Source organism: Actinomadura madurae, from assembly GCF_900115095.1.
GTDB classification, from domain to species: Bacteria; Actinomycetota; Actinomycetes; order Streptosporangiales; family Streptosporangiaceae; genus Spirillospora; species Spirillospora madurae.
Genome location: NZ_FOVH01000009.1, coordinates 18,653 through 45,165, shown reverse-complemented (window position 1 = coordinate 45,165; position 26,513 = coordinate 18,653). Strand labels below are relative to the sequence as shown.

23 protein-coding genes and 1 pseudogene are annotated in these 26,513 nt (G+C 69.2%); 11 read left to right on the top strand and 13 right to left on the bottom strand.

All coding sequences use genetic code 11. The features are described from left to right. Positions 1–11 precede the first annotated feature (11 nt). Positions 12–1,754, top strand: a complete 1,743-nt coding sequence (locus BM339_RS24195) for a DUF3556 domain-containing protein (protein WP_075022309.1) — start codon at positions 12–14, stop codon at positions 1,752–1,754. A 99-nt stretch (positions 1,755–1,853) separates the two neighbouring features. On the opposite strand, the gene BM339_RS52955 is transcribed toward BM339_RS24195, so the two are convergent. From BM339_RS52955 to BM339_RS51625, 4 genes are all read right to left on the bottom strand, one after another. Further along, a complete protein-coding gene (locus BM339_RS52955; RefSeq protein ID WP_256255434.1) occupies positions 1,854–2,123 on the bottom strand; it encodes a hypothetical protein in 270 nt (89 codons plus the stop codon). A 213-nt stretch (positions 2,124–2,336) separates the two neighbouring features. Continuing rightward, positions 2,337–2,681, bottom strand: coding sequence for a hypothetical protein (locus tag BM339_RS51630; RefSeq protein WP_075022307.1), 345 nt, complete (start codon positions 2,679–2,681; stop codon positions 2,337–2,339). Next, positions 2,678–2,995 carry a transposase gene (locus BM339_RS52680; protein WP_369076956.1) on the bottom strand — a complete coding sequence of 106 codons (318 nt, stop codon included), beginning with the start codon at positions 2,993–2,995 and terminating at the stop codon, positions 2,678–2,680. The genes BM339_RS51630 and BM339_RS52680 overlap by 4 nt, the downstream gene beginning before the upstream one ends. Beyond that, positions 2,985–3,446, bottom strand: coding sequence for a hypothetical protein (locus tag BM339_RS51625; RefSeq protein ID WP_177287768.1), 462 nt, complete (start codon positions 3,444–3,446; stop codon positions 2,985–2,987). The genes BM339_RS52680 and BM339_RS51625 overlap by 11 nt, the downstream gene beginning before the upstream one ends. Positions 3,447–3,592: 146 nt before the next feature. Here BM339_RS51625 and BM339_RS51620 point away from each other — a divergent pair. Together BM339_RS51620 and BM339_RS51615 are read left to right on the top strand one after the other, a co-directional pair. After that, positions 3,593–4,726, top strand: a pseudogene (locus BM339_RS51620) (amidohydrolase); the annotation flags it as partial. Beyond that, on the top strand, positions 4,671–5,540 hold the full coding sequence (locus BM339_RS51615; RefSeq protein ID WP_075022304.1) for an amidohydrolase family protein: 870 nt from the start codon (positions 4,671–4,673) through the stop codon (positions 5,538–5,540). The pseudogene BM339_RS51620 and the gene BM339_RS51615, both read left to right, overlap by 56 nt. Before the next feature lie 345 nt (positions 5,541–5,885). Here BM339_RS51615 and BM339_RS24155 read toward each other — a convergent pair whose 3' ends face one another. From BM339_RS24155 to BM339_RS24145, 3 genes are all read right to left on the bottom strand, one after another. Further along, positions 5,886–8,924, bottom strand: a complete 3,039-nt coding sequence (locus BM339_RS24155; protein ID WP_075022303.1) for an aminotransferase class III-fold pyridoxal phosphate-dependent enzyme — start codon at positions 8,922–8,924, stop codon at positions 5,886–5,888. A 156-nt stretch (positions 8,925–9,080) separates the two neighbouring features. Beyond that, positions 9,081–9,269, bottom strand: coding sequence for a hypothetical protein (locus BM339_RS24150; protein ID WP_021592303.1), 189 nt, complete (start codon positions 9,267–9,269; stop codon positions 9,081–9,083). A 7-nt stretch (positions 9,270–9,276) separates the two neighbouring features. Next, a complete protein-coding gene (locus BM339_RS24145) occupies positions 9,277–10,212 on the bottom strand; it encodes an ABC transporter substrate-binding protein (protein WP_177287772.1) in 936 nt (311 codons plus the stop codon). Positions 10,213–11,490: 1,278 nt separating this feature from the next. On the opposite strand from BM339_RS24145, the gene BM339_RS24135 reads away from it, so the two are divergent. The 4 genes from BM339_RS24135 (at position 11,491) to BM339_RS24120 (ending at position 16,645) form a co-directional block, all read left to right on the top strand. After that, positions 11,491–11,868, top strand: coding sequence for an ABC transporter ATP-binding protein C-terminal domain-containing protein (locus tag BM339_RS24135; protein WP_075022301.1), 378 nt, complete (start codon positions 11,491–11,493; stop codon positions 11,866–11,868). Positions 11,869–11,976: 108 nt separating this feature from the next. Then, on the top strand, positions 11,977–12,591 hold the full coding sequence (locus tag BM339_RS24130) for a flavin reductase family protein (protein ID WP_075022300.1): 615 nt from the start codon (positions 11,977–11,979) through the stop codon (positions 12,589–12,591). A 1,305-nt stretch (positions 12,592–13,896) separates the two neighbouring features. Continuing rightward, positions 13,897–15,060 carry a serine hydrolase domain-containing protein gene (locus tag BM339_RS24125; protein ID WP_075022476.1) on the top strand — a complete coding sequence of 388 codons (1,164 nt, stop codon included), beginning with the start codon at positions 13,897–13,899 and terminating at the stop codon, positions 15,058–15,060. 22 nt (positions 15,061–15,082) lie between these two features. After that, complete coding sequence (locus BM339_RS24120) at positions 15,083–16,645, top strand: alpha/beta fold hydrolase (RefSeq protein WP_075022299.1); 1,563 nt, start codon at positions 15,083–15,085, stop codon at positions 16,643–16,645. Between the two features lie 55 nt (positions 16,646–16,700). Here the strand turns inward: BM339_RS24120 and BM339_RS50025 are convergent, their stop codons facing one another. Further along, positions 16,701–16,853 (bottom strand): hypothetical protein, encoded by a 153-nt coding sequence (locus BM339_RS50025; RefSeq protein ID WP_177287771.1) that lies wholly within the window; start codon positions 16,851–16,853, stop codon positions 16,701–16,703. A gap of 221 nt (positions 16,854–17,074) precedes the next feature. Then, the gene (locus BM339_RS24115; RefSeq protein ID WP_075022298.1) at positions 17,075–19,303 is read right to left on the bottom strand and encodes an MMPL family transporter; all 2,229 of its coding nucleotides are present in this window, start codon (positions 19,301–19,303) and stop codon (positions 17,075–17,077) included. Positions 19,304–19,496: 193 nt separating this feature from the next. On the opposite strand from BM339_RS24115, the gene BM339_RS24110 reads away from it, so the two are divergent. Both BM339_RS24110 and BM339_RS24105 read left to right on the top strand, forming a co-directional pair. Continuing rightward, entirely contained in the window at positions 19,497–20,183 is a 687-nt protein-coding gene (locus tag BM339_RS24110; RefSeq protein ID WP_256255433.1) for a response regulator transcription factor, read from the top strand. After that, a complete protein-coding gene (locus tag BM339_RS24105) occupies positions 20,180–21,667 on the top strand; it encodes a sensor histidine kinase (protein ID WP_075022297.1) in 1,488 nt (495 codons plus the stop codon). The genes BM339_RS24110 and BM339_RS24105 overlap by 4 nt, the downstream gene beginning before the upstream one ends. A gap of 84 nt (positions 21,668–21,751) precedes the next feature. Here the strand turns inward: BM339_RS24105 and BM339_RS24100 are convergent, their stop codons facing one another. From BM339_RS24100 to BM339_RS24090, 3 genes are all read right to left on the bottom strand, one after another. Then, positions 21,752–22,492, bottom strand: coding sequence for an rRNA methyltransferase (locus BM339_RS24100; RefSeq protein WP_075022296.1), 741 nt, complete (start codon positions 22,490–22,492; stop codon positions 21,752–21,754). A gap of 5 nt (positions 22,493–22,497) precedes the next feature. Next, on the bottom strand, positions 22,498–23,322 hold the full coding sequence (locus BM339_RS24095) for a TrmH family RNA methyltransferase (protein WP_244938646.1): 825 nt from the start codon (positions 23,320–23,322) through the stop codon (positions 22,498–22,500). A gap of 87 nt (positions 23,323–23,409) precedes the next feature. Beyond that, positions 23,410–23,841 (bottom strand): DUF6069 family protein, encoded by a 432-nt coding sequence (locus BM339_RS24090; protein WP_075022294.1) that lies wholly within the window; start codon positions 23,839–23,841, stop codon positions 23,410–23,412. Positions 23,842–23,998: 157 nt separating this feature from the next. On the opposite strand from BM339_RS24090, the gene BM339_RS24085 reads away from it, so the two are divergent. Together BM339_RS24085 and BM339_RS24080 are read left to right on the top strand one after the other, a co-directional pair. Then, positions 23,999–25,174, top strand: coding sequence for a sensor histidine kinase (locus BM339_RS24085; protein ID WP_244938645.1), 1,176 nt, complete (start codon positions 23,999–24,001; stop codon positions 25,172–25,174). Continuing rightward, positions 25,162–25,824: a response regulator gene (locus BM339_RS24080; protein ID WP_021600627.1), complete on the top strand. Its 663-nt coding sequence runs from the start codon at positions 25,162–25,164 to the stop codon at positions 25,822–25,824. Before BM339_RS24085 ends, BM339_RS24080 begins: the two co-directional genes overlap by 13 nt. A gap of 28 nt (positions 25,825–25,852) precedes the next feature. Here BM339_RS24080 and BM339_RS24075 read toward each other — a convergent pair whose 3' ends face one another. Then, a complete protein-coding gene (locus BM339_RS24075) occupies positions 25,853–26,458 on the bottom strand; it encodes a TetR/AcrR family transcriptional regulator (protein WP_075022292.1) in 606 nt (201 codons plus the stop codon). Positions 26,459–26,513: the final 55 nt, after the last annotated feature.

Sequence of the window (26,513 nt, the reverse complement as noted above, 5' to 3'; positions counted from 1 at the left end):
CCGGAGGTCCCATGGGTTTTCTCACCCAAGACGCACCCGTTATCGAATATGCGGAATGGACCAAGGGCACGCGCTCGGAGAAGATAAAGCCGATGGCCCGCCACTGGGCCGAGGTCGGCTTCGGAACCCCGGTCATACTGCACCTGTTCTACGTCTTCAAGATCGCGGTCTATGTCCTCGCCGCCTGGCTGCTGGTCCTGGCAACCGACGGCGTCGACGGCTTCACCAACGTGTCGCAATGGTACGACGAGCCCGTCGTGTTCCAGAAGATCGTGCTGTTCACGATGCTCTTCGAAGTGGTCGGCTTGGGCTGCGGCTTCGGCCCGCTCAACAACCGATTCTTCCCGCCGATGGGTTCGATCCTGTACTGGCTGCGTCCCGGGACCATCCGCCTCCCCCCGTGGCCGCGACACATACCGCTGACCAGCGGGGACACGCGGACCCCGTTCGACGCCCTGCTCTATGCGGCGCTGCTGATCGTCCTGGTGATAGCACTGTTCTCCGATGCCACGGAAACCGTTTCCGGGCTGTCCTCTGACGTCGGGCTGCTGCCCGCCTGGCAGATCTGGATCGTTCTAGGTCTGCTGGCGGTCCTCGGCCTGCGCGACAAGGTGATCTTCCTCGCCGCCCGCGGGGAGGTCTACGCACCGTTCACGGTCGCCTTCCTCTTCGCGAGCCACTCCGTCCTCGATTTCATTCTCGCTGCCAAGCTGGTCTGCCTGATGATCTGGCTCGGTGCCGCCACCTCAAAGCTCACCAAGCACTTCCCCTTCGTCATCTCCACGATGATGAGCAACAACCCGGTGCTCCGGCCACGCTGGATCAAGCGCCGCTTCTTCGAGAACTTCCCCGACGACCTACGCCCAGGACGCCCCTCCCGGCTCCTGGCTCACACCTCCACCGCCGTCGAAGGATTCGTACCGCTACTCCTCTTCTTCAGCCACGGCGGCCGGCTCACCACGCTGGCGGCTGTGCTCATGCTTTGCTTCCATTTCTGCATCCTGTCGTCCATACCGATGGGTGTGCCGTTGGAATGGAACGTCTTCATGATGTTCAGCGTGATGGCGCTATTCATAGGCCACACCGAGGTCGGTTTCAGTGAAATGACCACTCCGTTCCCGCTGGTTCTCTTCACGATTGTGGCCGCCGTAGTCGTCATCGGCAACCTGTTCCCCCGTAAGATCTCCTTCCTTCCCGGGATGCGTTATTACGCGGGGAACTGGGACACCACGTTGTGGTGCATCACGCCGTCGGCGATGGCCAAAATGGACGCCAACGTCGCATCCATAGCGAGCATGCCCCAAGCGCAGATGGAGAAGTTCTACGGAAGTCCTGAAACCGCCGAGGTGTACCTTTACATGGGGTATGCGTTCCGCAGCTTCAACAGCCACGGCAGAGCCATGTTCAGCCTCGCCCACCGTGCCATGGCCGGACACGACGAGGCTGGCTACGTGCTGATGGACGGCGAACGGATCTGCAGTACCGCGGTCGGGTGGAACTTCGGCGACGGCCACATGCACAACGAGCAACTCATCGCCGCCCTGCATGCGCGCTGCCACTTCGAACCCGGCGAGGTACGCGTTGTGCTCATCGATGCCCAACCCCTCCACCGACAGCGCCAGGACTACCGGCTCGTCGACGCAGCAGTCGGCGAATTCGAACGCGGATACATCAACGTCGCCGACATGGTGACTCGCCAACCTTGGGACGACACCACACCGGTCCATGTGCTCGAAACCATCCCACTCCCATGAGGCCCGTACCCCGAGGCCGGGCACGCCTTGAAGGAAGTCATCGCGACGCCCGCTGTACGGTGACCGCGTGACCAGTCTCAACTGCACTCTCGGCGGCCCCTAATGCGCACCCACGGATAGGTCGGCGACACCCCCATCAGCGACGAGAAAGCCATCGAGCGCATTCTGACTGCCGCCCGACGACATATCGATGAGCGCAACCGCGCCTTTCGCATCGCCGACATCGCCCGGGACCTCGGCGTCACCCGGCAAACCGTGTACTGGTACTTCCCCAGCACCGAGGCCCTCCTCCAGCACACCACCATGGAGGAAACCGGCCCCTACCCAGACCGCATCCAGTAAAGACAACCAGACCCACCACAAGATCATCTTTACACACTTCGAGTTACTAGCTCCCTTCACTTCAGAGATATCTGAGCCTCTACGACCAGACGGCCACGCGTTAGGCTTGGTCGTGGCTGCGTAGATACTGTGTGCGCCCCGTAGGGGGCAGCTTCCAAGGACCAGCGCAATCCAGCCGCTGACCAGCACAGACACCCAAGAACCAGACAGAACCTCAGTCCAACTGAGTCCCGCCCGATCTCACCGTTGACATAGAGGAAGTGCTCGGCGAGGCCGTCGATGTGGTGGAGCTGCGACTCGATCGCGTGGGAGTTGAAGGTCGGCAGCCTCCCCCCGCCCACCGAAGATGTCCCGGTGGTCCACGACGGTGAGCCCGGGGACGCGGACGTCCAGCCATCCGGGGACCTGACCCGCGGTGACCAGCCAGATGTGCCGCACCCACGGCGCGTACTGCGCCAGCGAACGCAGCGAGTAGCGCAGCCCGTCGCGGCTGACGAAACGCGAGGCGTTGGCCGCCTCCGGGTTCAGCGGGACGGCTCCCAGGCTTGCCAACGCCTCGTCCCGCTGGGCGCGCCCCAAGGTCACCTGCGGCTGGGACCTTCGTCCTCATTCCTGTCTGAGCGGGACGGCCACGCGTCCACGTTCTGCGGCGCCGCGTGAACGACCACCACCGGGATCTCCCACGGCGGCGAGCCGGGCCTTACGGCGGCACGGGAAGGCCGAAAGTCCCTATATGTTGAGGTGGAGGCCCACCAGCCGACGGCGTGCCGCATGCGCTTGCTGGCGGCGTAGCGGCAGTGGACCTGGTGCATCCGGCCGGAGGCGCGCGTCACGGGAGCCAGCCCGGTTTCGGCAAGGAGTGCCGCCGGGTGGGGATAGCGGGCGCGGTCATCGCCCATCTCGGAGATCAGGACGGCGGCGGTGACCGGGCCGATCCCGGAAAGCCAGCGCCTGCCCCCGGACGTGGGCGACAAAGTACCGGTGCGAAGTGTCGGAACGCAGGGTGCAGGGCGCGGCATCGTCATAGAACGCGACCTGACCGCTCCTCAGCGTAACCGCCCGGCGGTCCTGCTTGATCTGTATCGAGCCCGTGAGCACATGCCCCACGACCAGTCCGGAATCCGCTGTGACGTCGTTGTCCTGGGCCGGCTCCCGTGTATACGGCGCGACGTCGACGTCGTTACCCTCGAACAGGCAGCCGTTGACGTCGCCCAGGTGCCACTGCCCGACGATCGTGGGGAGTTCCGGGGTGGATCGGACGATGACCGCGTCACGTGCCGGGACGGAGTCGTCCCGGCGCTTGTCGACATAACCCGCGAAAACCTGTGCGGGACCGCGTTCTGCGTCCAAAGGCCCGTCCACCCGCTCAACGCGTCCATACCAGCCGGCGACTTGACCGGGGCGGCATTGTTCTGGACCGGGGCGGCACCGTCCGTCCCAGCGAGCAGATCGTTCGGGTACAAACGATAACCATCTGTCCGCCTCTGGACGAGCCCATGTCGGGTACTTCCTGGCGCACAGGACCCGGAGGCGCCGATGAGGATCCGGAGGTGCTCACGATCGAGCAGGAGCCGAGCCGCCGCAGCGTGCTCACGGGAGCCGCGGGCGTGGCCGCCACAGCGGGCATCACCATCGCGGGCAACGCCGCTCCGGCACACGCCCACGAAGTGCAGGTACGCCGCGGAGCGGACCTCGTGATCGTGAATGGCGAGGTCCTGACCATGGACCGCAGGGGCCGCCGTGGCCAGGCGGTCGCGATCAAGAACGGCCGCATCGTCGCCGTCGGGACCAATCGGGACGTCAACCGGCTCGCGGGACGCGGTACCCAGGTGGTCGACGCCCACGGCGGCACGGTGCTGCCCGGCATCAACGACGGCCACCTGCGCTTCAACGGATTCGGGTTCGAGGCCAGCAACTACGGCTTCAAGGGACCGAAGATCTACGCCTACGACGTAGGCAAGACCACCGCCGCCGAGATCGCCGCCGTCATCGCCCGAGCCGTCCAGGAGGCACCGGCACCGGACTCCTGGATCCGCGCCGGCGGCTGGGACGGCACCCGGCTCGACAGGCTCCCCACCCGCGACGTCCTCGACCCCGTCTCGGGCGATCATCCCGTCTATATGTTCGACATCGTCCACCACGCGGTCGCCGCCAATTCCAAGGCCATGCAACTGGCCGGCATCACCCGCGACACCGTCCCGCTCTCCGGAGGCGTCATCGAGAAGGACGCGGGCGGCGAGCCCACCGGCATCTTCCGCGAGGGCGCTTCGGGTCTGGTGACGGCAGCGGTCCCGCCCTACACCGAAGCCGAGATCTCCGAGGCGATGGACTTCGCCGCCTCCGTCCTGCACTCCCTGGGCATCACCAGCCTCACCGACCCCGGCGTCGGCCTTGACCAGGTCGACCTGTACCGCCGCAAGATCAAGAACCGGTCGCTCAAACTGCGCGTCAATCTCATGCTCGCCGCCGGGACTTCCACCAGCACCGCCAAGGCGATCCTCGACGGCTACAAGCCGATACGAGACCTCGACCCGCGATGGCTGAGAGTGGGCGAGGTCAAGGTGTTCGGCGACGGTGTGCCCACCGACGCCGAGACCTCCTGGCTGCACGAGCCCTTCATCGACGGCCGCAACGGCCACCTCAACACCGTCCGACGCCGAGCGCGTCGCCACGCTGCACGCGATCATCAATCTCGCTGCCCGGCGCGGCTTCCAGGTAGGCACCCCCGCTACTGGCGACGCAACCATCGATGCCGTCGACGCCGGATACCTCGCCACCAGGACCAACCAGCTGCGTCACTACGTCATCCACGGCGACCTGACCCCGCGTGGCACACTGAAAAAGATGGCCCGCAACGGTATCGGTGTCAGCTTCAACCCCACCATCAAACAGGTCTACGGCCGCTTCTTCGACACCACTCTCGGCCCCGAACGCGTCGACTACCAATGGCCCTTCCGTACGGCGCTCGATTCCGGCGTCCAGGCGTCGAGCGCCTCCGACGCGGCTGTCGTCACACCCGACTGGCTCATCGGCGTCGCCGGAGCCGTCACCCGCCTCGGCTTCGACGGCAAGGTCGGCGGCATCGAACAGGCCATCACCATCGAAGAAGCCCTGCATTCCTACACCAGCACCCCCGCCTGGCAGGACCACGCTGAACACTGGAAAGGCCAACTCCGGGTGGGCTACCTGGGAGATGTGTCCATCCTCAACGGAGACATCCTCAACGCCAAGACCGCTGAGGAGATCACAGGCCTGGACGTCGCGGGCACCATCATCGGCGGCGAGGTCGTCCATGACGCATCCACGACCACCGCCCCCGCGGTACGCCGCGGGGCCGCGAAGGTCGCCGCCTACCGCCACCAGGCTTCAGCCGCATGTGGTGCCAAGGGCGTCACCTGCTGCTGCCAGGCCAACGAAAGGCGACTCGCCCACACCACCGCCTGACCGCCCGCAACCACATGAAGGCGCCGACCTGCGCAATGGCCGACGCCTTCGCTGCCGTAACTTATCGGCACGGCGGCGCTGCGGGCCGCGGCTCGCGGCGGCGACATTCGGTGAGGAGATACGCCACTGATCGAGCAGTACTTGACGGCGTTTGCGAGTCTCTGTACGACTGAGCAGCCTTGTAACACCGCCGTGGCAGGCTCTTACGATCAGTCGCGATGTGGCGCCGCCGGCCGGGCGGCAAGACCGGAGCGCGCGAGCCGCCGGCGTCCCACACCCTCGGTCCGCGGCGCGGCCGCTGGAACCGTTCGTCACCAGTTGTCGCCGCCAACCGCGGCGCACAGGTCACCAGCCTCGTGTCAGGACCTCATCCAGCGTCTGGGCCAGCTCGTCGGCATCCTCGACGCTGAAGGTCAGCGGGGGCTTTAGCTTAAGAACATTCCAGTGCGGTCCGGTCGGGTATACCAGGACGCCCTCGTCCTTGAGGCGCTCGCAGATCATCAACGTCTCGTCGGCGGCCGGTTCCTTGGTGTCGCGGTCTCGCACGAACTCGACCCCGCTGTAGAGGCCCTGCCCGCGAACGTCGCCGATCAGCGGGTGCCGGCCAGCCAGAGCGCCGAGATTGTCCCGAAGGTATTCGCCCACTACCAGGGCGTTGTGCTGCAAGGCCTCGTCCTGGACGATGTCCAGCAGTTCCAGGCCCACCGCGCAGGCCACGGGGTTACCGCCGTAGGTGGAGAAGAACCGCCCGGCGGTGTCGAACGCCTGGGAGATCTCTCGCGTCGTGACCAGCGCGGCCATCGGGAAGCCGTTACCCATCGCCTTGCCCATGGTGACGAAGTCGGGTATTACGCTCTGGGTCTGGAAACCCCAGAATGCCTCGCCCAGCCTGCCGAATCCCACCTGCACCTCGTCCGCGATCGTCAGGACTCCCCTCTCGGCCGCCGCGGCGAAGATCGGCGCTAGGTAGCCGGGCGGCAGCACGATCTGCCCACCCCCGGCCAGCAGCCCCTCGAACAGGTACGCGGCCGGCGGGCGTCCTCCGGCGGTGATCCGGTCGAAGGTCTCGATCACGTGGTCGGCGTACGCCGCGCCCGCCCCGGGATCGTCGTAGCCGTAGGGGCCGCGGTAGCGGTCGGGAACCGGTGTCGGATGCGTGGTGTCCGGCTTGCCGTAATGCTTGTAGCGCGATGGGCTCACGTCAGCGACCGCTGAGGTGTAGCCGTGGTAGGCGTCGTCGATGATGACCACGTCTTGCCGCCCGGTCAGATACCGCGCCATCCGCAGCGCCAGGTCGTTGGCCTCACTTCCGGAGTTGACGAAGTACACGATGTCCAGCCCGTCGGGCAGCGTCGCGGTGAGACGCTCGGCATATTCGCCTAGCACGTCGTAGACGAATCTAGAGTTGGTGTTCAACCGGCCCAGTTGCCGGGCGGCCGCCTCCACCAGTCGGGGATGGCCGTGCCCGACGAGGGTCACGTTATTGAGCGCGTCGAGATACGACCGGCCGCGTTCGTCGTAGAAGCGGCAGTCCCGCGCCCGCACCATTGCGATCGGCTGCCGAAAGTAGGTGGGGTGGCTGACCGGCAGATGCTCGTTCCGCCCGCTCAGTACCCGGCCGACCGCAGGTTCCCAGGCGGCGACCCGCCCCGCCACACCTGCCACCTCCAGCAGAGGCGTGGGATCGGGGAACAAACCTCGCCAAGCCTCGAACTCTGCATCTGGGACGTCTGCGGGAATCTCGGCCCACCCGGTGACGGGGACGCACGACACCTGTATCCGCACGTGCGGCGACAGGTCATCGGTTCCGTGCCGGGCCACTGTGCCCAGTGATTGGCCTGCGGCCACCGCCTCACCCGGCACCAGTGCGGTGCGCAGCCCGCCGTAGAGGAGCCTGAATGTCGGCCCGTCGGCAGGCTCATGCAGGAGGACCAAGTCCACTCCGGCCGTGCCGGTCGCCTCGACCCGCCCGGCCAATGGTGCTCTCACCGCGTCCCCCACCCTGGCGAACAGGTCGACTCCCAGATGCACCGATGCATGAGGCCCCGACCCGGTGCTGCGTTTGACCGGACCGAGGAACCGCGGCTCCCCGTATCGCCCTACCGGTACCCTGCGGGCAGGGTCCCCGTCGGCAGGCGTCGCAGCGGTGGTGACGGCCGCGCGGGCAGCGGCGCGAAGAAGGTCGGGACGCCCGGGGTCGACGCCGTCGAAACAGTCGCCGGTCACGCTGAGGTCGATCGGGCACAGGCGGCCGGCGACCGGTGCCGACGTGGGGGTCTGATCGGCGATCCAGGCTGTGACAGCTGTGCTGGCAGGATGCGGGGGGAGGTCGCAGGCATTTCTGATCATCGCGGTCCCGAGACCGGGCGGTAGGGCGGCCAGAGCCAGCACCAGTTCGGCGGTCGCGGACGAACGGTGCCGCGGGTCGCCGTGCCGGTGTTCGTCGTTGAGCCTTGCGGTGGTCGCCGCGACGGCGGCCGCCCGCAGCCCGGTTAGCGGGAACACGACGTTCAATTCGTCCTCGGTCAGTGGGCAGGCGGCGTGATAGGCGGCGGCCAGTCGCGCGGCCGCCTCCAGCGGGCGCGCTGCATCACGCAGCGCGCTGGACAGCAGCACCGCCAGGTCGGCGATCCGCGCGGTCGGCAGCGCGTCACCGAAGTCGATCACCCCCGAAACCCGGCGGCGCACCCCGTCATCCCGCGTGAGAAGGTTGAACGTGTTGAGATCATGGTGCACCACTGCTGCGGGAAGGTCGCGCAACCGGTCCAGAACCTCCAGGTCGGCGTCGCGGAGCCGGGTAATCGCCCGGTGCAGCGCGCTGTCGGCAACGCTGGGCAGGGCGTGCTCCAGCACCGTGGCGACATGCCCGAACTCCCAGTAGTGCGGCGCGGGCGGGGCGGGATCGGTGAACGCGGCGGTGACCGCGGCCAACCGGCCTGCCATCGTGCCGACATCGGCTAGCAACTCGGCCGACCGTGCTGCCATGTCGGCCAGCGGCGTGCCGGGCACCCAGGTCAGAACGCGGCCCACCAGGTCGTCCGGCAGCGAGACCAACGCGTCCTCGCCGGGGCCGGTCACCACCCGCGGCACCGACAGGTCAGGATCTCGGCGCGCTATATGACGCAGCAACGCGGTTTGGAACTCAAGAGCCCGCTTTTCGGTCCTGCGGGTGAGTTTGAGGACGTATTGCTCGCCTGAGTCGTCCACGACGTGCAGGTTGCGGTCTGTCTCACCGGGCAGCGTACGCAGCGAGTCCGCGCGCAACCCGAAGTGCTCGCGCAGCACGGCGCGCGCCAGGTCATGGCTCATCTCGGGTGCGCCGGCGGTGATCCGCTCGTATCGCTCGTCGGGCTCATCGGCCGCCAGTTGGGTCTGCGCGTTCAACGCACGCTCCTTTCGGGGTCTGTCGCGTTGCGGCTCATGAACATGATCAGGCGATGGCGGGCGCTGGGGGACCAGGCCGCGGCGTCAGCTGGTGTTGCGACACCGGTGTCGGCGACGACCGCCTGTTGGTCGGGGTTTCAGCTGAGCGTGACCGACTCACCGGGCATGGCCGGCAGCGGCGCGCCACACGACCATGCCGATCGGGCAGAGGAAGAACAACAGCGGCAACGCGGCGGACGGCAGGATGAACCAGCCGGGCATGCCCCGCCTCGCCCGGTGCGGGCGGGAGGAGGCGGGGACCGCGGTGATGGTCACCGGGGACGTGGACTTCGTGAAAGTCGACATCGCAGGATCACCCGGTGAGCCATGCCGTGTAACGCCTGCTAACTTCGTCGAAGTTCTTGCCCCACCACGCGGCGTCGCTGCGGACCACGCTGTTTCGGTGATCGGAAGAAAACGCGTCGATCTGTTGCTGGATGCTGTCGAAGCTCGGCTTGATCTGCTCGTTGACCGGCTGCACCGACGCCATCCGCGCGAATTCGGCCGACGGCTTGTCCCGGGCGGCGAAGGCGATGAGTTTCATGGCGTTCGCCTTGTTCGGGGCGCCCTTCGGGATGACCAGGTCGTCCCAGTTCACGATCGTCTTGTCCCAAACGGGCCGGAACGGGGCCCCAGCCTTGAGCGCCTGGTAGGCCCGAGCGGTCAACACCAGACCCATGTCGACCTGGCGATCGACGAGCATCTGCTGCATCTGGCCGTAGGTCTGGGCGAAGATGGTCACCTTCTTGATCGGCCCCAGCTTCTTGAACGCCCGGTCCAGATCCAGCGGATAGAGCTTATCCGGGGGGACACCGTCGGCCAGCAGCGCGGCCTCCAGCAGGCCGACCGCGATCTCGGGCGGCACGATCCGCTTACCTGGGTACTTCTTGATGTCGAAGAAATCGGCGATGGTGGTGGGCGGGTCGTTGGCGTACTTCTGGGTGTCGTACATGAACATGAGGCTGTAGAAGTACGCGGGGACACCGCACTCGCTGACGGTGCCCGGCGGGAAGATTTTCTTGTCGATGATGGAGAAGTCAAGCTTCTCCAGGTACTTGCCGCAGTACTGCTCGGTGGCCGCGGCGCTCGTGTCGACAAGATCCCAGGTGACCTTGCCGGCCTCGACCATCGCCCGCATTTTCGCCTCGTTCACCGGCCCGTCGTTGCGGACCTTGACGCCCGTCTCACTGGTAAACGGCTCTTGCCATGCCTTCTTCTGGTAGTCCTGGAACGGACTTCCGGTGGACACGAAGGGGTCAGTGTGCCGTCGCCGCCCGAGGAATTGCCGATGCTGCAGCCCGCTGCCGCGGCCGCGATCAGACCGATGGCCACGACCCTGGTGCCCTTACCCGCTCGACAACCCACAACTGCCTCCCTGATTTCATACGGATTCACAGACCGACCCGCGCGAGGGTGTCCACCGTTTCTGATGATCATCGGTGCGGGATGTGATCTTCCTCGGGGCGACCATGTCCAAGCTCGACGTCCCCGTTCGCCACTCACCGTCGATCATCAAGGGTGGCCGTGGGTCCGCGGACGGCTCCATGGACATCTCGTGCGCTCCTAGCAAGGGTGGTCGGCGCGCCCTTGGCGTGCCGTGTGACGTCGGTGGTGGTTTCGGATGACTCAGTCTCACTATCGGATGTTGTGCTGTCAACACTTAGCCCACAGCCAACTTCACGTGGCATCGCCTTACAGTGGACCACGAACGCCCGTCCGACCCCTTCGCGTGCCAGCGCAGACCCGGTCTCCCGTGCGGATGCCGTCCATGGTCGACACCGCGACGCGCCGCTGCCGTATCACCTACACCGGATGACCAATGCCCTGTCTCCCAGCGCTGCGTTGCGTCAGAGGCAGTGGTTCGGCGTCAGTCCGCGCGAGTGCACGGTTCCGCTCCAATGAGCTGCTCGCCGCTCAAGCGGCTCCTCCGGCTGGCTGGGCTGGACAAGGCTCAGCGAGCCGGGCGTCGGGGCTGGCTGACCGTGATGCGGTCTGGTGCAACTGACACCGGGACCGAGGTATTCGACTCAACTCACCCCCCTGACGCACGCTCTGGCGTTCGCTCTACAGCGGACTCGTCGCCGCGGTGAACGAGCACAACGACGCCTTCCCCGCTTGCCTGCCCCCGATTGAACAGGAGGTTTTCGACTCCACGTTGCGCAAGTTGGCGCCCCCTTGACCGTGCCCTGGAACGTGCCGACCCGCTGAGCCGTCCGGCCGAGCCGCTCACCATCTTGTTGATAATATCAACACATAGCGGTCTTCTTGGCTCTCACCACCCCCATCGTCGACCCGATTTGGGTTCCGGCCTCAGTGGCGCGAGCCCGGTGCTGGCCGAGCCAGAACCGGTCGGAATTCCCGGACGCGGCGTCGTAGCTGCGGCTCATGATGGCGAACATCGTGGCTCTGCCCACGCCGTTCGAGCTGATCAAACCTGTGAAATCGGGTTTCCTCGCCCCGCTTATCAAATGGGCATAGCGAAACGAATTCTCCGCTGAGCACTGATCTCGCTCGGGCTCAGCCCGATATGCTTGATCGTGAGCTCGGTACCATCGCGAGCGGCGACCTTAAGATGATCGACATTGCCCGGGCGCCGATGGCCCGTCCTTGCCTGCTCGCCTTGGACGAACCGGCATCCGGCATGAACGACCACGAGATCGAGATCTTGCTCCACCGGTTGAAGCAGTTGCGCGAAAGCGGGATGTCCGTACTGATCGTCGAGCACAATGTCCGAGTCGTCACAGACATCTATGACCGCATAACCGTGTTCAGCGACGGCGAGAACCTCGCCGAGGGGCCTCCGAGGGATGTTTTACGCAGACCTGACGTCGTGGCCGCCTACCTCGGTGAGGACAACGGCGAGTCAGCGAACCCGTCCACAGCATCGCTCGGTAACTTGGGATAGGGCAACGCCCATACCACACTGAGCGCACAACTGACAAGGACACCTGGATGCCCTCAGTTCATATCTCTGATCTATCCAAAGCGCACATACAAACTTCTAGTCGGCAGTGTGATTCCGCGCCCGATCGCCTGGGTGTCGTGCGCGGCGGCAGACGGCGCCCGCAACATCGCGCCATTCAGCTTCTTCAACATTGTGTCGCCATTTCCTCCGATGCTTGGCATCTCGATCGACAAGACCAAGACGGATGGCCTGGAAGAGAAGGACACGCTACGCTGTATCTCAGGAACCAAGGAGTTCGTCGTCAACATCGCGACGGTCGACTTACTCGAGTCGCTGGTCACGACATCGCTGGAATTCCCGATCACCGTGGATGAGTTCGACGTCGCCAGCCTTACCCCCGCCCCGAGCGTCACCGTTGCAGCTCCCCGCATCCTCCAGGCCCCGGTCAATTTCGAATGCACCCTGCATACGGTGGTGGACTTGGGAGCCAGCATGCTGGTCATCGGGGAGGGGCAACACGTCCATTACCACCCCTTGTTTCTCGATGAGAATTTCACGATGCGCATCGAGCGGTTGCGGCCGGTTGGCCGCTTGCCCGGACCAACATTCTGCACCGAGATGAACCGGGTAAGCCGCTCCCCCTCGCTCGCGGACTTCCAGCAGGTCGCACCACCCCTGCCACCGTGGGCTGTGGAGCAAACACGACCGCCGCCCAGCAAGTAGGAGTGCCACATTGGTCGAGCGCGACCTCGACCGGTCGGCCGGTGGTGATGTCGATGAGGATCGAGCCGTAGACGCGTCCACGGCGCAGTGCGAAGTCGTCCACGCACAGCACACGGGGTGTTTGCGCCGCGGCTTCGGGCAGGCCGCGGATCAGTCGGGTCAGCGTCGTGCGACTCACCACCCCCAACAGCCGTTCGGCCAGGCGGGCACCCGCCCGGCCACCCAGCGCCAGCGCGAACGACCGCAACGCTTCCCCGGCCCCGGTGCTGCGACGGCCGTAGCGGACCGTCAAGCCCGGGACCTGCTCGGCGAAGGTCTGCCTGGCGCAGGCGTCGTTGCCACACCGGAACCGGTAAACCCGCAGGTGGATCAGCACTTCCTGCCGGCCGACCGCGGTGCCGGTGAGCCGCCGTTCGTAGTGGCTGTGCCTGCGCCGCGACACCGTCCCGCCCTCCGGGCATCCGGCCTCACGCGTCGTCGTTCCAGCCTTGATCTGCACCGAGGTCCCACAGCGGGTCACCCGGTCCACGCACACGCGGGCCAGATGAGGGAACAGCACAGTCACCAGTTCCTTGATCGACACACCGACGATGCTCGCGATCACGACGCCGACTACCGGCCAGAACCCCCGAACCGTGACCCACCGGGCCAGCGCCTTCACGGAATGTGCGCCAGAGCCAGTTTTCACGTGTCGCCGACACCGTCATCGGCGGAGCCGTACAGACGAAGTCGAGATTCTTCGGACTCCTTCGGCTCTAGATCCTCCACACCGACTGAGTGTCGGCGACTGTCCACGATCGATTCGCGACGAGCGGGTCAGCACCGTTTCTCATAATGGCTGTTAGGTGGCCTGAGCGCCCATCACGGGCGCGGGCTGACGGCTGATTCGCGAGTTGGCTGACCCGGCCACCAGAGACGACGCTCTGAACCCCGCCGCTGACCGCCCTGTTCCAAACGCCTGGCCGTCATCAAGACCGACCAACCGGCAGCTGACCTGGATGGTTCCGGGCGCCGTGCCTTCGCCACGACAAAGGTCGCGACGATTCTGGAGTCACTGCCCCCGCGACCTGGCTCGAACATGGTGGCTGAGCCGCAATCGAGAACCGTGTGGATGTTGCTGGTCGGTCGTCAGCGGGATACCTCGAGTTGAGGATTGAAAAGGCTTGAGGACAAAGGTGGTTCTTTGGTTGGTGATGCTGGGAGTCGGTGGGGCTGGCCGGTGGGCGGGGGGTGGGGTGTGCCCCCGGCGGCGTGGTGTGTTGCCCATAGTGTTCGCGGGGTGTGTTGTGGCTAGCTTTGTCGCGCATGACGATGGTTCTGAGTGTCCGGGCCAGGTGGGTCCTTGTGCTCTTGTCGGCGCTTGTGGCGGGAGCGGTGGCCACGGTGGCTCCGGCCGCAGCGGCGCCGCGCGGCAACTGCGATCACAGACCTACTGAGCGGGCGCTGGATGTGCTCACCGGTGAACACGGGCTGGCGGGCGTGGCGGTGGAGGTGGACGACCCGCGTTGTGGCCGCTGGTCGAGGGCCAGGGGAGTGGCCGACCTGGCCAGTGGCCGGCCGATGAGCGCTGCTGAGCGGTTGCGGATTGGCAGCATCACCAAGACGTTCACCGCAACGGTCGTCCTGCAGTTGGCCGCCGAGGGGCAGGTGGTGCTGGACGCGCCGGTGGAGCGTTACCTCCCTGGCCTGATCCATGGCGGCGGGTACGATCCCCAGACCATCACCGTGCGGGATCTGCTTCGGCACACCAGCGGTCTGCCAGACCACGTCGATGCCATGGACTGGGACCATGTCGCACAGATTCGCTACCGCCACTACGAGCCACGCGAGCTGGTGGAACTCGCCCTTGCGCAGCCTCCCCTCGATGGGGGGTGGCACTACTCGACCACCAACTACGTCATCGCGGGCCTGATCGTAAAAAAGGTCACCGGCCACTCGATCGGATCTGAGATCACCCGGCGCATCGTGCGGCCGCTGGGGCTGCGCGACACCTACTGGCCGGGCGACTCGCTACGCATCCTCGGGCCCCACTCGCACAGCTACTTCGTCCAAGAGCACGATGGCGTGCCGGTCCGCGTCGACGGCACGGCGTGGAACATGACCTTCGGCGACGCGGGCGGTGCGCTGATCTCCTCCCCACTCGATATGAACCGCTTCTTCACCGCCCTGTTCAGCGGCGGCCTGCTACCCGCCGCGCAGTTGCGGCAGATGATGACCACGGTTGCGGCGGACCCCGAGCGGCTGTGGCCGGGTGCCCGCTACGGACTGGGGTTGATCGCCAGCCCGCTGGAGTGCGGCGGCTGGTGGTGGGGGCACGGAGGCACCGTGCCAGGCGGTCATCGGGCCTGGGAGGCGACGACCATCGACGGGCGTCACGCCGCGTTCGCGCTCACCCAGGTCCCCTCCACTCAACAGGCCGAAAACGACTTCCTGGACACCGTCCAAACCGTCCTGTGCGAAAGCCGCTGACCCGATCTTCCCGGAGAAGCCAATGTCTGTCATCAACGCACTCCGCGCGGTGGGCCTGATAGCTACCGCTCCCCTATCACTGATCTTCGCCCTCCCAACCGCCGCCGCTTCCGCGCCCAACGACCTGGCCCGCTACTCCCACCAGCATCTGGCCTGGACCCGGTGCCGCCAGGGTCCCGGCGATCAGACCGGTACCAAACTCGACCAGGCCGGAGCCCAATGCGCCACCGTCACGGTGCCGCTGGATTACGGCGACCCCGGCGGACGGACGATCAAGGTGGCGATGTCGCGGCTCAAGGCGACCGATACCGCCGGGCGGATCGGCACGATGCTGCTCAACAGCGGCGGACCCGCCGGAACCGCCATCGACATGCCACCGGACTGGCGCACCATCATGGGAAGCACCGGAGGCAAGTACGATCTGGTCGGAATGGACCCGCGGTTTGTGGGCCGCAGCACGCCGCTGGACTGCGGCTGGCCCACCGGCCACTGGATGCGCTCCCCCGGCCTGGACCGGGCGGCTTTCGACCGTTCGGCCGCCTTCGCCCGCGACCTCGCGCACCGCTGTGCACAGAAGGCGGGCGATGTGCTCCCGCACGTCACGACCCGTAACACCGCCCGCGACATGGACCTCATCCGGCAGATCCTCGGCGAGCGCAAGATCTCCTACCTCGGGTACTCCTACGGCACCTACCTCGGCGCGGTCTTCTCGCAGATGTTCCCCGAACGCATCGACCGCATGGTGTTGGACGGCGCCATCGACCCCCGCAAGTTCGGGCCCCTGCTACTGGCCGACGCGGCCCCGGCCAACGAGCGGGCCCTGCACGCCTGGGCGGCCTGGGCCGCCGAACGCGATGCCACCTACCATCTCGGCTCCACCCGCCGCGCCGTGCTGGCCACGATCGATCAGATCATCCATGCGTCCGCGCGGCAGCCGCTGCACATCGGGGCCTATCAGGTCGACGCGCACATAACGCCGATGGTCATCGTCAATGCCCTCGCCGACGACCGCTCCGCTCCACGGACCGCTCTGGCCGAAACCGTCCGCGTCCTCCACCGGGCCGCCACCCGGGGACACGCCGAGCCGACGCCGGAACTGGACGAAGGCCTGCGATTCTTGCTGACGGGGGCCGAATCGGCCTATGGCAGCCAGCAAATCTCCATCATCTGCGGCGACGTGGCCGGCTCCCGCGATCCAGAGACCTACTGGCATGACATCCAGCGCAGCCGCCCGCACTTCCCGGTCTCCGGGCCTGCGGTGAACAACATCAGCCCCTGCGCCTACTGGCCCGAACCGCCCCGCGAACAGCCCACCCATATTCACAACGACACGCCCGCGCTGATCGTCGCCGCCACCGGCGACCCGCGCACCATCTACCAGCACGGTCAAGCACTCCACCGATTCATGACCCGCTCACGCCTACTCACCCTCAACGACGCCACCATCCACGCCGTGTATGGCAACTACGGAAACACCTGCGTGGATGGACAAGTCAACCGCTACCTCGACACCGGTATCCTCCCCGCCCAAGACCTGTCCTGCGCCAACAAAGCAGAAGCACACAACGCCTGGACCACCGGCTGAGCCGTACCGGGTTTGGTGAAGTCCTTTGATGTGCCCCGGCTTCGGTGGGGTCGGCTTACGGGAATCCATCGAGCAGGAACTCGGCGTGGCCGCCGCCGGACTGCTCGGCATCACCCCGCGCCCCAGTCAAATCCAGGATCGTCTCGGCGCCCTGCTTCCGCGACGACCGCCTCGCCGACGCCTGCCACCAGTGCGGCTTCGCCGTCATCACAAATCCCCTTGCGGCCCGCGCCCACTACGGCAGACAACGGGCAGCCGACGACACGTACAACGCAGCCTCCTTCCGCAACCTGGAGAACAAACCGACCTCACCCGCATCCTTGCCCGCCACCACACCGGATCCCGCGTCCTGTCCTGACCGACGTGAGTGCGAGCGGGTGGTGGGATGCCTGTGCTTCAGGCAAGCTCGTTTCCTTGTGTTCGCTGACCTCACCGCCGGTTTGGGCGTCGGTTTCGACCGGCTAGGGAGGGGCGGCTTGTGCGGAGGCCTCTCGCTTCGCTTTGGTCGTTATTAGGGTCGGCGTCTGTCTTCGGGCGGACGGGGCGTGTGGGGAGGCGCCAGGCGGCGTCGCCGAGGAGGGTCATCACGGCGGGGACGAGCATGGTGCGCAGGACGAAGGCCTCCACGGCCACGGCGCCCGCCAGGCCGGCGCCGACCAGCATTCCCTCCATGTCGCCGCTCAGCACGAAGGCACCGAACACCGAGATCATGATGACGGCGGCCGAGACGATCACGCCGCCGCCGCGGACCAGGCCGGCGTGCACCGCCTGCCGCGCGTGCCGGGTCCGCAGCCACTCCTCGCGCATCCGCCCGGTGAGGAACACCTGGTAGTCCATGGCCAGGCCGAAGAGCATCGCGATCATGATCACCGGCAGGAACGAGGTGATGGGCACCGGCTTGCCGATGCCGAGGACGCCGGTGCCCCAGCCCCATTGGAACAGCGCCACCGTGATGCCCAGCGCGGTGCCCGTCGCGGCCACGTTCAGGACGGCGGCCAGCAGCGGCACCGCCAGGCTGCGGAAGGCCACCAGCAGGAGGACCGAGCCGAGCGCGACGAGCGCGGCCAGGAAGAGCGGCAGCCGGGAGGTCAGCGTCGAAGCCAGGTCCTTGTTGAGCGCTGTGCCGCCGCCCACCAGCACTTCCAGGGAGCCGTCACGCGCCGCGGGGCCGGCGCGGAGTCGGTCGATCAACGTGTCGGTTCTGGCGTCTTGTGGTGAGGTCGCCGGTATCACCTGCACGACCGCCGAACGCGCGGAGCCTTCGCCGGCCTGGCCGGGGAGCGGGATCGTGGTGGCCCTTGCCACGCCCGGTGTTTCGCGGACGTCGTCGACGAGCCGCTGCAGCGCCGCCGGCGGCACCGTGCCGCCGCGGGGGCGCACCACCAGTTGCAGCGGCCCGCTGAATCCCGGCCCGAACGCCTCGGCCAGCAGGTCGTAGGCGCGGCGCGCGGTGGTGGACTCCGGCAGCGTGCCCTGGTCGCTCATGCCGAGCCGCAGCGCGAACGTGGGCAGCGACAGCACGGCGACCAGGACCAGTGCGACGGCCGCGAAGGTCTTCGGACGGCGCTGCACGGTGTCGGCCCAGCGCACGGCGGTGCTGCGCACGGCGTCTTCGCTGTTGCTCGGGGCGGCGAGCAGGCGGCGACGCCGGCGACGGCTCAGCACGCGTGTGCCCAGCAGGCCGAGCAACGCGGGCAGCAGTGTCAGCGCGGCGGCGACGCTCAGCAGGACGGTCAGGCTGGTGGCCACGGCGACGCCGTTCAGGAACTCCAGGTTCATCGCGAACATCCCGAGCAGCGAGACGCAGACGATGGCTCCGGCGAGCAGCACGGACCGGCCGGAGGTGCGCGCGGCGCCCATCGCGGCCTCCTCTGGAGGCAGTCCGTCATGGAGACCGGCCCGGTGCCGGGAGACGATGAACAGGGCGTAGTCGATGCCGACCCCCAGACCGATGAGGGTGCTCAGCAGCAGGGCGGCATCCGGGATGGCCATCGTGTGGCTGAGCAGCCCGATCCCGAGCAGCCCGAGCCCCACGCCGAACAGCGCGGTGACGAGCGGCAGCAGCATGGCCAGGAACGACCCGAAGGCCAGGAAGAGCACGACCGCGGCGGCGGCGAGGCCGACGAACTCCGCCAGGTGGGGTGGCGGCTGGTCGGTGGTGCCCGCGGCCGGCCCGCCCACCTCGACCCGCAGTCCGACCGTCGCGGCCGACCTGGCGGTGTCCACGACGCGTTCGACCTGGTCCGCGGCAAGGTCGTCGGACGGACGGGAGTAGGTGACCTGCGCGTAGGCGGTGCGTCCGTCGGAGCTGATCTGGCCCGCCCCTTCGGCGCGGTAGGGGCTCACCACCCGGCCGACGTCCGGCAGCGCGGCGATTCTGTCGAGAGCGGACTGCATGCGGTCACGCACGGCTGCGTCCTTGACGGTGCCCGCCCCGTCGACCTGCCAGACGACGGCGTCGGTGTCGCCGGATTGCGCGGGAAAGGCCGCCTGCATCAGATGGGCGGCCCGGACCGATTCCGAGGCGGGCAGCTTGAAGTCGTTGGAGTAGGCGCTGCCCGCCAGCCGTCCGGCCAGGACGGCGCCGCCGAGCGCGGCGGACCAGAGCAGCAGGACGATGAGGCGATGCCGGAAGCACCAGCGCGCCAGAGGGACCACGGCGAGGCTCCTGTCATGTTCGGTGCGGGGCTGGGAGGCCTCAGCTTCGGCCGCCGCCCGCGCCCCCGGCCATGGGCTCGGCGCCTTTCACAACCGATTCTCAAGGTCCTCCGAAGCCGCTCGCAGCCGGCGGCGCCCCGGCCTGCCCGATACTGAGGGCGGCAGCGAGAAACCGGACGAACAGGGGCCGTCGTTGGAGGCACCGACCGTGCTCGTGGTCGAGGACGAGCCGAGCCTGGCCGACATCCTGCGGATCACCCTGGAGTTCCACGGCTTCCGGGTGCTGCGCGCGGCGACCGGGGCGCGGGCGGTGGAGATGGCCCGCAAGCACCGTCCGGATCTGCTGCTGCTGGACGTGATGCTGCCGGACGGCAACGGCTGGCAGGTGTGCCGGACCGTCCGGAGCGAACGCGAGGACGTTCCCGTGGTCTTCCTGACGGCCCGGGACGCCCCGGCCGACATCGTCGGCGGCCTCGCGTTGGGCGGCGACGACTACATCACCAAGCCGTTCAATATCGACGAGGTGGTGGCACGGGTGCGGGCAGTGCTGCGCCGCGTCCGCCTGCAGAGCCCGCCACCCGCGGTGCTGCGGCACGGCGACGTCGAGATGGACGAGGCGACGTACACCGTGCGGCGCGCGGGCGCTCCGGTGGACCTCACGCCGACCGAGTACGCGCTGCTGCGCTACCTGATGCTCAACGCCGGCCGGGTCGTCACCAAAGAGGAGATCCTCCGCGAGGTGTGGAAGTACGGCTTCTCCGGCGAGACCACCGTGGTCGAGACCTACGTCGGTTACCTGCGGCGCAAGCTGGACCCGCTCGGGACACCGCTGATCGTGACGCGGCGCGGGCGCGGCTATCAGCTGCGGGCGACGGAATGATCCGGCGGCGGGCGCGTCCGCGGTCCCTGCGCGCGCAACTCACCACCGCCAACGTGCTGCTGTTCGCGGTGGGGCTCGCGCTGTTCTGCGTAGCGGGCTTGGAAGGGCTGGACCGGTTCCTTGTGAACGCGGTCGACGACAGCCTGCGCGACGCCAGGCGCGCGGTCGCCGGCATGAACGCCGACATGGCCGCCATCCAGCGCTACGCGGGCCTCGGCGTCGCGGGCGGCGCCGCCCCGGCGGCGACACCCGCCACGGAACGCGACCTGGTCCTGATCCCGCTCTCCCGTAGTGGCCGGGCACTCGCGCTCGGCCGTTCCCAGTCCCCGGACGAGCGCCAGCGGGCCCTCGCCCGGGCGCTCGGCGGCCCCTCCCGCCACGCGGACGGCGCACCGAGAACCGTCAGGAGCGAGGGAACCGCCTATCGGGTCACGACCGTGCGGCTCTCCGACGGCACCTACGTGCTGCTCGCGCTGTCGCTGGAACCGGTGGAACGCACCGTGCGGCGCCTGCTCCTGCTGAACGCGTGCGCGGGCGGTGTGCTGCTGCTGGTCCTGGCCGCGGTGTCGCAGGCGGAGTCGCGGCGCAGGCTGCGCCCGCTCGGCGACATGGTGCAGACCGCGTCGGCGATCGCCGAGGGCGACCTGGCGCGCCGCGTCACCGTCCGATCCCCGGCCAGCGCCGAGGTGGCGGAACTGCGCGGGGCGCTGAACACGATGCTGCACCAGATCGAGGCGGCCTTCGAGATGCGCGAGCGCAGCGGGGCGCAGCTGCGCCGGTTCGTCGCCGATGCCTCCCACGAACTCCGCACCCCGCTCGCCGCGATCCGCGGCTACCTGCAGCTGTCGGGCAAGGGCATGCTGGACGGCCGGGAGCACGACCGGGCGGTGGCCCGCATGGCCGCCGAAGCCGACCGGATGGCCCGGCTCGTGGACGACCTGCTCGCCCTCGCCCGCCTCGACCAGCACCCGGAGATGCACCCGGTGCCGGTGGACCTGAACCGCGTCGTGCGGGACGCCGCAGCGGACCTGCGCGCCGTGCAGCCCGCACGGCCGCTGCGGGTGGACGTCCCCGAGCAAGACCTCACGACCGAAGGCGACGAGGGTCTGCTGGCGCAGATCGTCGCGAACCTGCTGGCCAACGTGCGCGCCCACACCCCTCCGGACGCCGCCGTGCAGATCACCTTGCGGCCGGAGGCCGACCAGGCAGTGCTGGAGGTCGCCGACGACGGGCCGGGCATGGACACCGGCGACGCCGCGCACGTGTTCGACCGTTTCTTCCGCGCACGCAGGAACGAGCAGCGCGATGACAAGGGGCCCGTTTCCAGGGAGCGCGTTGACGCGCACAACGGCAGCGGCCTGGGCATGGCGATCGTACGAGCGGCGGTCGAGGCGCACGGCGGCACAGTGAACGTGGACACCGCTCCGGGCGAGGGCTTCACCGCCACCGTGCGCCTGCCCCTGTCCCGACCTGTGGGTGAGTGAATTCGGCCTCACCCGATCGGATGCGATCGATGGCGATGACCTGCGTGTTCGGCGCCGTCTGCCGCTTTCCGGTCTGTCGGGCGCTCAGGGGGCCGTGGTGGGGCGGACGCGGAAAAGGCCGACGGTTCGGGTGCCGATCCGGAACGTGGCGTCGGCGCGGGGGCCGTCGTCCAGCCGCAGCTTCCGGCCGCGGACGGCGACGGCGATCACGGCGTCCTCGGACAGGAGCTCTCCCAGGGCCCGCAGCATGCCCGCCGTCCCGGACGCGCCGCCGGGGCCGCGCCAGCCGGTCTGCTCCCCGTAGGGGACGTCGGTGATCACCAGGCCGGGGCGGCGGCCGTCCAGCGCCTGGCGAAGCTGCCGCGGGTCGAACACATCGGCTTGGTGCAGGTGTGGCGCAGGGCCCTGCCCCGACGGCAGCCGGCGCGCGAGCCGTCGGGCCGCCTGGGCCGCGGCGGCGTAGGAGGGTTTGTCCCAGCGTTCGGCCTGCGCGTCCAGATCGGCGGCGCGGGCCGATAGCCCGGCTTCGTCCAGCAGGGCCAGGTTCTGCCCGGCCAGCCGTAGCGCGGCGGGATCGATGTCGGTGCCCACCACGGCGGTGATCTGGCCGGGATGCAGCAGTCCCAGCACGGTCAGCATGTAGCCGCTGCCGCAGCACGGATCCCACACCATCGCCGCGTGGTCCTGGCGCATCGCCAGGGCACGCTGGAACATCTCGCTGGCCAGCCGCACCGGGAAGGCGGGGAAGCCGGGCGCCGAATGCAGGACGCCGCCGCTGGCCAGGTCCTCGTAGTTCTCCCGGACGACCGCGTAACGGTAGGCCATGGCGGTCAGGGCCGGCCGCCGCGTTGGCGGACGGTCTCGTACAGCGCGACCGTGGCGGCGCTGGCGGCGTTGAGCGAGCTGGCCGCGCCGCCGATCGGGATCCGCGCCATCGTGTCGCAGCCCTCCCGCCAGCCGGCGCTCAGCCCGGCGGTCTCGTTGCCGATGACCAGCAGCACGGGGCCGGTCAGGTCGACCTCGGCGATGTCGGCGGCGCCGTTCTCGTCGGTGCCGACCACGGTGAGCGGCCGTCCGGCGGCCCGCTCCCGCCGGACCCAGTCCAGCACCTCGCGGTGGGAGCGGACGCGGACCACCGGCAACGCCAGCAGCGACCCGGTGGAGGCGCGCACCGCCTTGGGGTCGTAGGGGTCGGCGGCGTGCCCGGTGACGATCAGTCCGGCACCGCCGAACGCGTCGAGCGAACGCACCAGCGTGCCGATGTTGCCGGGGCCGGCCGGCCGGTCGAACACCACGCCCAGGAACGAGGGCCCCACCGCGATCCGCGCCAGGTCGTCGTCCGGCAGCGCCACCACCGCCACCAGCTCGGGGACCTCCTGCTCCTTGCCGCTCAACTCGCGCAGCAGTGCGGGCGCCATCGCCACCCGCTCGGCCCCGGCCTTGTCCAGCATCCCGGCCGCCCAGCGCGACAACGGCCGCTCGGCGTCGTAGATCAGCGCCCGCACCGGCCAGCCGCGCTCCACCGCCAGGCTGATCGGCCGGACGCCCTGTACCAGGAACTCGCCCGCCCGCTGCCGCTTGTTCCGGTTCCGCAGCAGCGCCTCCCACTGCTGGAACCGCGCGTTGGGCCGCGAGATCCGCAGCACATCCCCCACCGACCGCTCCAGTCCGCTTCTCGCCCGAAGAACGGCCCAGTCTCCCATATGACGATCTCGGGACCGGTCCCCCGCTGCGCCGGAAATTCAGCGCTGTGACAATGAGGCTTCGGGACGCTCGGTGGAGCGCGCCGCCCGGGCCGTCCGGCCGAGCCCGGGGATCAGGACGGCCGCGACGACCAGGTGCATGCCGGTGAGGACCGCCATGGACGTCCCGTCGCCGGCGCTGCCGAGCGGTCCGCCCAGCGACAGGACGAGGACGGCCAGCGCGAGGGCGGTCCAGATCCGTCCCGGGCGGGCGGTGGTGCGTTCCAGCAGCGCGAGCAGTCCCCAGCCGGCCAGGCCGGCGATCAGGCTCCCGGCGATGACCGGGGCGGCCCCGACCGTGCGGAGCTGCCCGCCGGTCTCGGCGGACGGGTCGAGCCCCGCGACCGGGCCGGTCAGCGCCCACAAGGCGAGGGCGGCGGCGGCCGCTCCCGCGACGGTCAGCGCCCGGCGTGCGCGATTCCCAGCGAACATGTGCTCGTCCTTTCGTTGCGGTCGATGCACGTAGCGTCGCCGCCGCGGCGCGCCTGCCGCATCGGGCGGGCGGTGGGAGCCGCCCCGACCGGGGAACGGGCGGGCACCGACTTTGGTCGGTGTCGGGCCGCGGGGCGTCGGGGCTAGCCTCGGTCCGGTGGACGAAACGACCCCCCACCTGCCCGAACGAGGTGCCTCCGGCGCGCGGGAGCGCCCGAGGCTCACCGCCGCGACCGTGACGGCCTGCTCCGCCGCGCTGGTCGTGGCGACGGTCCTGGGCCGTTTCGCCGACGACGTGGCGGGCTGGCGTCTCGCCCTGGACATCGCCGTCGGGGCGGCGAGCTGCCTGCTGTCCCCGCTGCTGGTGGGGCGGCCGGTCGCGGCGGCGCTGGCACTGACGGCCCTCGCGGCGCTGTCGCCGGCGGCGACCCCGCCGGCGAGCATGGGGGTCCTGCAGGTCGCGCAGCGCCGCCCGTTCCCGCTGGCCGCCCGGGTCGGCGCGGCGGGGGTCGCGGCGCACGTCGTCCAGGGGCTGTGGCAGCCGAACAGCGGGATCTCCTTCGGCTGGTGGCTGCTGCTGATCGCGTCCGGCTACGGCGCGCTGGTCGGCTGGGGCGCGTGGGCGCGGGCGCGCCGCGAGCTGCTGGAGTCGCTGCGCGAGCGGGCCCGCCGCGCCGAGGCCGAGCAGGGCCGCCGGGTCGCCGAGGCCCGCATGATGGAGCGGACGCGGATCGCGCGGGAGATGCACGACGTGCTCGCGCACCGGCTGTCGCTGCTGGCCACCTACGCGGGCGCGCTGGAGTACCGTCCGGACGCGCCGCCGGAGAAGCTGTCCCATGCCGCGGGGGTGGTCCGCGCCGGGGTGCATCAGGCGCTAGACGAGCTGCGCGAGGTGATCCTGCTCCTGCGCGCCGACGACGCCGCCGAGGAGGACCGTCCGCAGCCCGTCCTCGCGGACGTGCCCCGGCTGGTGGAGGAGTCCCGGGACGCGGGCACCCCCGTGGAGCTGCGCGACGACACGTCGGACGCGCAGGCGCTCCCTGCCGCCGCGGGCCGCACCGCGTACCGGGTGGTGCAAGAAGGACTGACCAACGCGCGCAAGCACGCCGCGGGCCGTCCCGTCCAGGTGGTGCTGGACGGGCGGCCCGGTGACCGGCTCGTCATCGACATCCGCAACCCCCTCGCCGGGGGCGGCGCGGGGCCGGTCGCGCCGGGCAGCGGGACGGGCCTGGTCGGTTTGACCGAGAGGGTCCGGCTGGCCGGCGGGCGGCTGGACCACGAGGCGGTCGCGGGCGAGTTCCGGTTGCGCGCCTGGCTACCATGGCCCGCGTGACCCGGCCCCTGCGCGTCCTGATCGTCGATGACGACGCGCTCGTCCGCGCCGGACTGTCGATGATGCTGGACGGGACGGGCGGCATCACGGTGGCCGGCGAGGCCGCCGACGGCGCCGAGGTGCCGGCCGCCGCCGACGCGCACGCCCCCGACGTCGTCCTGATGGACCTGCGGATGCCGCGCGTGGACGGCATCACCGCGACCCGCCGGCTGCGGGCCCGGCCGGACCCGCCGGAGGTGATCGTGCTGACGACGTTCGACTCCGACGAGAACATCCTGCACGCGCTGCGCGCCGGGGCCAGCGGGTTCCTGCTGAAGGACACGCCGCCGGACCAGATCGTGCACGCCGTCCGGCAGGTCGCCGCGGGCGACCCGATCCTGTCCCCGCGGATCACGCGCCGGCTCATGGACCGCGCCGCGGTGGAGGCCGGCGCCTACCAGCGGGCCCGTGCGGCGCTCGCCCGGCTCAGCCCGCGCGAGAACGAGGTGGTCCTGGCGATCGCCCGGGGGGCGTCCAACGCCGACATTGCGGCGGAGCTGTTCATGAGCGTGGCGACCGTCAAGGCGCACGTCTCCAGCGTCCTGACCAAGCTCGACCTCGACAACCGCACCCAGATCGCACTGCTCGCCCACGACGCCGGCCTCGCCTGACGCCCGCCGGGGCCGTCCAGAAGGCGGCTCAGCTGAGGAGGGCCCCGGCGCGGGCCGCGGCGCAGGCGGCCGCGGCGGCGCGGTCGGCGGCCTGCCGGCCGGCGGGTTCGCCGGTGATGAACAGCCGGTAGTACAGCGGGGCGACGGCGACCCGGACGACCTCGGCCGCGTCGGTCCCGGCGGGGACCTCGCCGCGGGCGGCGGCCCGTTCGACGACGGCGGCGGCCTGCTCGTGGCGGCGCGCGAAGAAGGCGTTCAGGGCGCGGGCGGCGTCGGTGCTCTGCGCGGCGGCCAGCACGAACGCGCGGGAGACCGGGCCCTCGCGGGGGTCGGCGAACCCGGCCTGGACGAGCCGTGCGATGGCCCGCAGGTCGCCGGCAAGGGTGCCGGTGTCGGGGATCGGCCAGGGTTCGGCGGCGGCGCGTTCGAGGGCGTCGGCGACGAGCCCGTCGGCGTTGCGCCAGCGCCGGTAGACGGTGGTCTTGTGGACGCCGGAGCGGGCGGCGACGCCTTCGACGGTGAGGCCGCGGTAGCCGTGCTCGGCCAACTCTGCGAGGGTGGCCTCCCGGACGGCGTCGCGCACCCGGGCGGTGCGGCCGCCGGGGCGCACGCTGCCCGGCCCCGCAGCGGTCACCGGGCGTCCGGGCGGTGTCGGCTGCTTCCCACGCCCCGATCGTAACGCAACACCG